A 6,553-nucleotide genomic window follows, 5' to 3' on the forward strand; every position below is an offset into this window, starting at 1 on the left:
ACGGTGGCGTGCGCCAGATTAAGCTCAGCCAGTTCCAGCGCGACCAGCGCGCCGTGATAATTGGCCGCCGCGACGTTCGCCGCGCTGCCGGTTTGCTGCAAGTCCTCGCCGGAGATGGCGTTTTTAATCAGCGTGCGGCGATGGGCCGCATCCTGGCGCATCAGCATCTCATGGCGTTTCGACTCCACATCAGCCTGCGCGCTTGCCACCACCAGCTTGAGCCAGCGCGGATCGATGGTGTAAAGCACATCGCCCCGATTCACCCACTGGTTATCCCGAACGGCCACACTGATGACGGGCCCGGAGACGTCCGGCACAATCTGCACCACATCCGCACGCACGCGCCCGTCGCGGGTCCACGGCGTTTCTGCGTAGTGTTTCCACATCATAAACGCCAGAAGCGTAGCCGCCGCGACGACGCTCAACGTCAGCGCATAGCGAGCCAGTAAAGAGAGCAGTGATTTCATGACAATAACCCCAACGCGGTCAGACCCTGCATCAGCAGGAAAAAGGTGACAATCCAGGTTGAAACATCCATCAGCGGGCGAAACGGCAAGCGCCGGTAGCCCCTGCTAAGAGAGAAAAGCGCGACGAGGCTTAGCGTGCAGACCAGCGCCGCGAGGGCGACCGTCAGCAATCCCGGGATAAAAACCCCGCCGATATTGAGATCGTTAACCATGGTCTGGCTCCCGTAATGCACAGTGCAGATCCACCAGCCTGAAGACAAACTGGCGCGTATGTTCATCTGCCGCAGGCAGATGGCGCTCGACAAGGGTGACGATGCGTTCCCGTAAGGCGTTGCGGTCTGCGGCGTTTATCCTATGAAAAAGTGCGTCAACCTCCCTGCCGGGCGGTGCGTCACCGCGGCGTAAATGCATGACCGACAGCCCCAGACGCAGCGCGTGTAACAGCCGATCGAGCGCCTGCTCTGGCGCGCGCTCGCTGCGCTGCAGTCGCAGCAGCAAGAGCGCGGTTCGGTCCATCATCAGGTTGATCCAGTGCGTTTCGTCAACCCGCAGCGTGCCCTTCACGCTGCGGCGAATGTCGCGCTGGCACAGGTTCAGCAGACGCGTGATGGCACCATCCGCCTGCACGGTTTGCAGCAGGCTCATGCTGATAACGGCAAAGCCGGTCGCGGCAAATAGCGCGATGGCGGTGTTGGCCGCAACGGCGAAGTCTCCGCTGTAGTGCGCCCCCAGCTCGCACAGAATGGGCAGCGTCAGGGTGATGCCCATCGCCATAAACGTGGTCGGTGGACGCGCCTGAAGCGACCCGGCCAGCAGATACGCAGGAGCCAGCACCGCCACCAGCACCGGGAAATCGCTCACCAGCGGCAGCAGCGCAAAGCTGTAGAACAGGCTAATCACCACGCCCCAGAACGAGCCAATGATGTATTTCACAATGTGGGGGGCCGGGGTGTCGAAGCTGCCAAACAGCGTGCAGCAGACCCCCAGAATAGACACCGCCGTACCGCCATCCGGCCATGCTGAGAAGATCCAGACCAGACAGCCGCTCAGGATGATGGCGAAAGCCCCCAGCGCCGTGCGGGCCGCGGTAAGAGGATCGCGGTGGAAAACGTAGCCTTTAGCCGCGCGGCTTTGCATCTCTCCAAAGACGGGTTTGGCGTGGAGGATGGCCCCGGAAAGACGCTCGCACTGCTGCAGAAGCGCGATCGCCTCCGAGAGGTAGCGGATAAAACTGACCAGCCGCACGTCGTCAAACGTCTGCGCCTGCGCGGCATACCGATCGATGAGAAGCGCACAGCGGAGCCGCAGCGCCTCTGCCGTACTGCTGAGGCTAGCGCCTTCACCGGCCACCCAGGCCTGAACATCCTCCAGCAAGACCTGCACGTCGGCGGGCAGGGTTCCAGGCGCTGGCATGCGGTCGTGCAGTTCACAGTTGACGATAACGAGCCGCGCCAGCCGGTCGTGAATCGCTTTTCTGGCCTGCCGCACCGGGGCGGAGAGGGCAAAATCGTACGGAATATGGTGGCTTATGCCCTGCAGGAACTGCAGCGCCAGGGCCAGATGCAACGGGCCGGAAGCCGCATCGGGCTTGCCCGCTAAGGTATCCGCCACCCGCTCGCGCGTGGCCTGTAGCGTCTGGGATAATTTAGCGTTGAACAGCCCTGATACCCGCGCGGGCAGCACGTAGCGGTGAATCAGCGCCGCGCAGAAAATCCCGATCGCGATCTCCTGCACGCGGACAATGGCGACGTTAAAGATGCCGCCGGGATCGGATACCGCGGGAAAACCAATCAGGCTCGCGGTGTAGCCCGCCAGCACAAAGGCATAGGCCCGGGGCGTGCGCTCCAGCAGGGAGAGCCACAGGCAGAATACGATCCAGCCCGTCAGCACAATGCTGCACAGGATCGGCGTATTCGCGAAGGTGGGCACAATCAGAACGGTCGCGCTGGCCCCGACAACCGTACCGGCCAGCCGGTAGAGGCTTCTGCTGAGCGATGCCCCGACCGACGTTTGCGACACGATGTAAACCGTAATAATCGCCCATGAGGGGCGTTCGAGGCCGATAGACAGCGCGAGGTAATAAGCGAGCATCGCCGCGGCGAAACTCTTTGCGGCGTAGATCAGCGCCCCCGCGTCGTTTTGCAGCGCGGCGGGCAGGCGCACGGGATAAGAGAAGACGTTTTTCATGCCGGAATTATTACCGGCTTGCAGACCCGCTTAAATACTCTATTCTGTCAAAAAATACCTGAATGTTGCCAGAATCGTGAAGCCTCAATCTGCTACTACGCTGTATGACCCCGACTCTACCGTCAGCCCGGCGGTGGCGCGTCATCTGGACTTCGTGGACTACGCCGCGGAAGTACCGGTGCATAGCCATCGGAAAGGACAGCTGATTATTGCCCGGTACGGTGCGGTCAGCTGTTACGCGGAGAATGACATCTGGATCGTGCCGCCAGACTGCGCCGTCTGGATCCCAGGGGGGATCCCGCACAGCGCCAAAGCGACCTGGAACGCGCATCTGAACTATCTGTTTATTGAGCCCGGCGCGGCGGCGCTGCCGGAGAGATGCTGCACGCTGGCGATCTCGCCGCTGATCAAGGAGTTGGTCGATCGCCTAACCCGCGAGGGCGTTGATTATCCGCCCGACGGCCATGTTGCCAGGCTAATCAGGGTCACGCTGGATGAGCTTGCCAGCATGCCGCAGCAGAAGCTGAGCCTGCCGGTCTCAACCGACCCGAAAATTCGCGCCATGGCAGACGCGCTGGTCAGCCGCCCTGAGGACCGAAGCACCCTGAAGGAGTGGGCGAAACGGCTTGCCCTCAGCGAGCGTTCGTTTGCACGCCTGATGCAGCGCGAGACCGGGCTGAGCTTCGGGCGATGGCGCCAGCAGCTGCACTTGATTATTGCCCTGCGGGAGCTGGCAAGCGGCGAACCGGTCCAGAACGTGGCGACAACGCTCGGGTACGAATCCGTGAACGCCTTTATCACCATGTTCCGAAAAGCGATGGGCAGCACGCCCGCGCATTACTTTGCCGAACGGAAAACAGCGGCCGTTAACCCGGCCCCTCGCTCCCCGCCGCCAGCAGCGGCACCACCACGTCGCTGATGGGTACCGCAATGCCGTGCTTGCGGCCGTAACGCTGGATCACGCCGTTGCGGATATCCCACTCCATCGGACGGTTGGCCTGACGGTCAGCCAGAATAGACGTACCCAGGTCCTCAGGCGCACGCTGAAAGTTCGCCAGAATCTCCTGCGCCACTGCATCGTCCAGCTTTGCCCCTTCGGCGCGGGCGACGGTAAGCCCCTCGCGCAGGTAGGCCAGCGAAAGTGCGCTAATATCCTCGCGCCTGAACATCCCGGCGCGGCGGTTGGCCAGCACCATCAGCCCGGCGACCGCGTTTTGCAGCAGCTTGCGCCAGGCGACGGTGGCGAAATCTGCCGAGAGTGCAACTTCACAGCGCGTACCGCGAAGCGCCTCCACCACCCGCTGCGCCTGCGGCATGTCCGGCAGCGTCAGGCGCGGCTTCGCCCGCAGCCAGACGGAGGCATCCGGCTCACGCTGCGCCGGGAACCAGACCACCGACGGCAGCACCGTTGCGCCACTGACCAAAGGCTCAAGCTGAGCTTTCTGCTCAACGCCGTTTTGCAGGGCGCAGACCACCGTATTTTCATCGCACAGCGCGCGCAGCCACCCGGCGCTGTCGGCATTTTGCGTCGTTTTCACCGCGATAAACACGAGGTCCACGGGGCGCGTGATGGCTGTCGGATCGGTTAATACCGGACCGGGCACCACCGTTTCACCCTCATCATGGCGCAGGCGTAACGCCGCGTGTGCGGTCCGTCCGCAGAGCAGCGGCGTGCGGCCAGCGTCATGCAGTACCGCGGCAATGGTAGTACCAATCGCACCCGGTCCTATCAGCGCAATCGTTGGATAGTCAGACATGAGTCACTCCCCTTTTGCTAAGCCTGCTATCAGTTATACCACCCTGAGACGAGTGCGCCACACCCGTTGTCTATACTCAACATTCACAGACAACGGAGTGCGCCATGCCTTTACCCGATTTCAAATCCTCTGAACCGTTCACCCTTGGCATCGAGCTCGAAATGCAGGTGGTTAACCCGCCGGGCTACGATCTGAGCCAGGACTCCTCCGCGCTTATCGCCGCCGTCAAAGACGACATCAAAGGCGGTGAAGTCAAACACGACATCACCGAAAGCATGCTCGAAATCGCCACCGGCGTGTGCCAGACCATCGACCAGGCGGCGGCGCAGTTCTCGGTGATGCAGCAGAGCATCCTGCGCGCCGCGGCGGAGCAGCACATTCAGATCTGCGGCGGCGGGACGCATCCGTTCCAGAAATGGCAGCGCCAGGAGGTGTGCGACGACGAGCGCTATAACGTCACGCTGGAGCGCTTTGGCTATCTGATTTTGCAGGCGACGGTATTCGGTCAGCACGTTCACGTCGGCTGCCGGACCGGGGATGACGCGATTTACCTGCTGCACGGCCTGTCGCGCTTTGTGCCGCACTTTATCGCCCTGGCGGCAGCCTCGCCGTATATGCAGGGCACGGACACGAAGTTCTCCTCGTCGCGGCTCAACATCTTTTCAGGGTTCCCGGATAACGGCCAGATGCCGTGGGTCAACAGCTGGCAGGAGTTCGAGGGGCTGTTCCGCCGCCTGAGTTCCACCAGCATGATCGACAGCATCAAGGATCTGCACTGGGATATTCGCCCCAGCCCGCATTTTGGCACCGTGGAGGTGCGGGTGATGGATACGCCGTTGACGCTCGGCCATGCGATTAACATCGCCGGACTAATTCAGGCGACGTCCCACTGGCTGTTGACCGCGCGGCCCTATAAGCATCAGGAAAAAGATTTTCTGCTGTACCGCTTTAACCGTTTTCAGGCCTGTCGCTACGGGCTGGAGGGGATCCTGACGGACGTGCACACCGGCGAGCACAAAACCGTGGCGGAAGATATCGCCTGGCTGCTGGAGCAGGTGGCGCCGTCGGCCGAGAAGCTTGGCGCGACGAGCGCAATTAATGAAATTGCCCTGCTGTTAAAGCAGGGCAAGAGCGAAGCACAGCGCATGCGGGAGTTTATCGCCGACGGTGGCTCGCTTATTTCTCTGGTGCAGAAGCACTGCGAGCTGTGGGCGACGAGTCCGTAAGGCCGTGGCCCCACTCGCGCAGGCGCTGGAACAGCACGAACAGCGCGGGGATGAACAGAATCCCCACCACGGTCGCCACCAGCATACCGCTGAACACCGTGGTGCCGATGATGCGGCGGCTCTGGGCACCCGCCCCGGTCGCCAGCATCATCGGCAGAACGCCAATAATGAACGACACGGCGGTCATCATCACCGCGCGGAAGCGGCGCGAGGCCCCTTCCCGCGCGGCATCGACAATCGCCATTCCGTCCATACGCCGCGCGCGGGCGAACTCGACGATAAGAATCGCGTTCTTGGCCGCTAAAGCGATCAGCAATACCAGACCAATCTGCACGTACACGTCGTTGGCGTATCCGGCCATCCACAGCCAGACCAGCGCCCCGCCGATGGCGAACAGCACCGAGAGCATCACGCTCGCCGGGAGCGTCCAGCTCTCGTACTGGGCGACGAGGAACAGCCACGCCATCACCACCGCCGCCAGCACGATCCAGATCGCCTGATTGCCGGTCTGCTGCTCCTGGTACGACATGCCGCTCCAGGCGTAGTCGTATCCGGCCGGCAGGCTTTCCGCCAGAATCTCACCCATCGCCGCCATCGCGGTGCTGCTGCTCACCCCAGCCGCCGCCGAGCCGCTCACCGACACCGACGGGAACTGGTTGTACTGCTGCAGGAACGGCGCGCCGACGGTCGGCGTGATGGTGACGAGGTTGCTCAGGCGCACCCGTTCGCCGCTGTTGCTGCGCACGAACAGCTCGCCGATCTGCTCTGCGCGCTCGCGCCATTGCATCTCGTTTTGCATCACCACGTGGTAGACGCGGTTGTTGATGCTGAAATCCCCGGCGCGCGTGCCGCCAAAGGCGGTTTGCAGGCTGCTGAAGATGCGCGACACCGGCACGTCGAGACGCGCGGCGCGCTC

The 6,553-nt window shown here is 62.5% G+C and carries 7 protein-coding genes; 2 read left to right on the forward strand and 5 right to left on the reverse strand.

Translation table 11 applies throughout. From position 1 onward, the window contains the following. From DOU50_RS01615 to DOU50_RS01625, 3 genes are all read right to left on the reverse strand, one after another. A partial coding sequence (locus tag DOU50_RS01615) for a biotin/lipoyl-binding protein (protein ID WP_148768614.1) occupies nucleotides 1-467 on the reverse strand: 467 nt, incomplete at its 3' end. Beyond that, a complete protein-coding gene (locus DOU50_RS01620) occupies nucleotides 464-679 on the reverse strand; it encodes a DUF1656 domain-containing protein (protein ID WP_024906912.1) in 216 nt (71 codons plus the stop codon). The genes DOU50_RS01615 and DOU50_RS01620, both read right to left, overlap by 4 nt. After that, nucleotides 672-2,654: an FUSC family protein gene (locus DOU50_RS01625; RefSeq protein WP_148768615.1), complete on the reverse strand. Its 1,983-nt coding sequence runs from the start codon at nucleotides 2,652-2,654 to the stop codon at nucleotides 672-674. Before DOU50_RS01625 ends, DOU50_RS01620 begins: the two co-directional genes overlap by 8 nt. Before the next feature lie 76 nt (nucleotides 2,655-2,730). Here DOU50_RS01625 and DOU50_RS01630 point away from each other — a divergent pair, with 76 nt between their 5' ends. Then, the gene (locus DOU50_RS01630) at nucleotides 2,731-3,573 is read left to right on the forward strand and encodes an AraC family transcriptional regulator (protein ID WP_148768616.1); all 843 of its coding nucleotides are present in this window, start codon (nucleotides 2,731-2,733) and stop codon (nucleotides 3,571-3,573) included. On the opposite strand, the gene DOU50_RS01635 is transcribed toward DOU50_RS01630, so the two are convergent. Next, entirely contained in the window at nucleotides 3,521-4,411 is an 891-nt protein-coding gene (locus tag DOU50_RS01635) for an oxidoreductase (RefSeq protein WP_148768617.1), read from the reverse strand. The genes DOU50_RS01630 and DOU50_RS01635 overlap by 53 nt on opposite strands. A 104-nt stretch (nucleotides 4,412-4,515) precedes the next feature. On the opposite strand from DOU50_RS01635, the gene DOU50_RS01640 reads away from it, so the two are divergent. Beyond that, complete coding sequence (locus tag DOU50_RS01640) at nucleotides 4,516-5,637, forward strand: YbdK family carboxylate-amine ligase (protein ID WP_148768618.1); 1,122 nt, start codon at nucleotides 4,516-4,518, stop codon at nucleotides 5,635-5,637. On the opposite strand, the gene DOU50_RS01645 is transcribed toward DOU50_RS01640, so the two are convergent. Beyond that, a partial coding sequence (locus tag DOU50_RS01645; protein WP_148768619.1) for an efflux RND transporter permease subunit occupies nucleotides 5,588-6,553 on the reverse strand: 966 nt, incomplete at its 5' end. The two genes, DOU50_RS01640 and DOU50_RS01645, sit on opposite strands and share 50 nt — an antisense overlap.

The sequence above is a fragment of the Enterobacter sp. C6 genome (assembly GCF_008122455.1).
In the GTDB taxonomy this organism is placed as follows: Bacteria; Pseudomonadota; Gammaproteobacteria; order Enterobacterales; family Enterobacteriaceae; genus Enterobacter; species Enterobacter pseudoroggenkampii.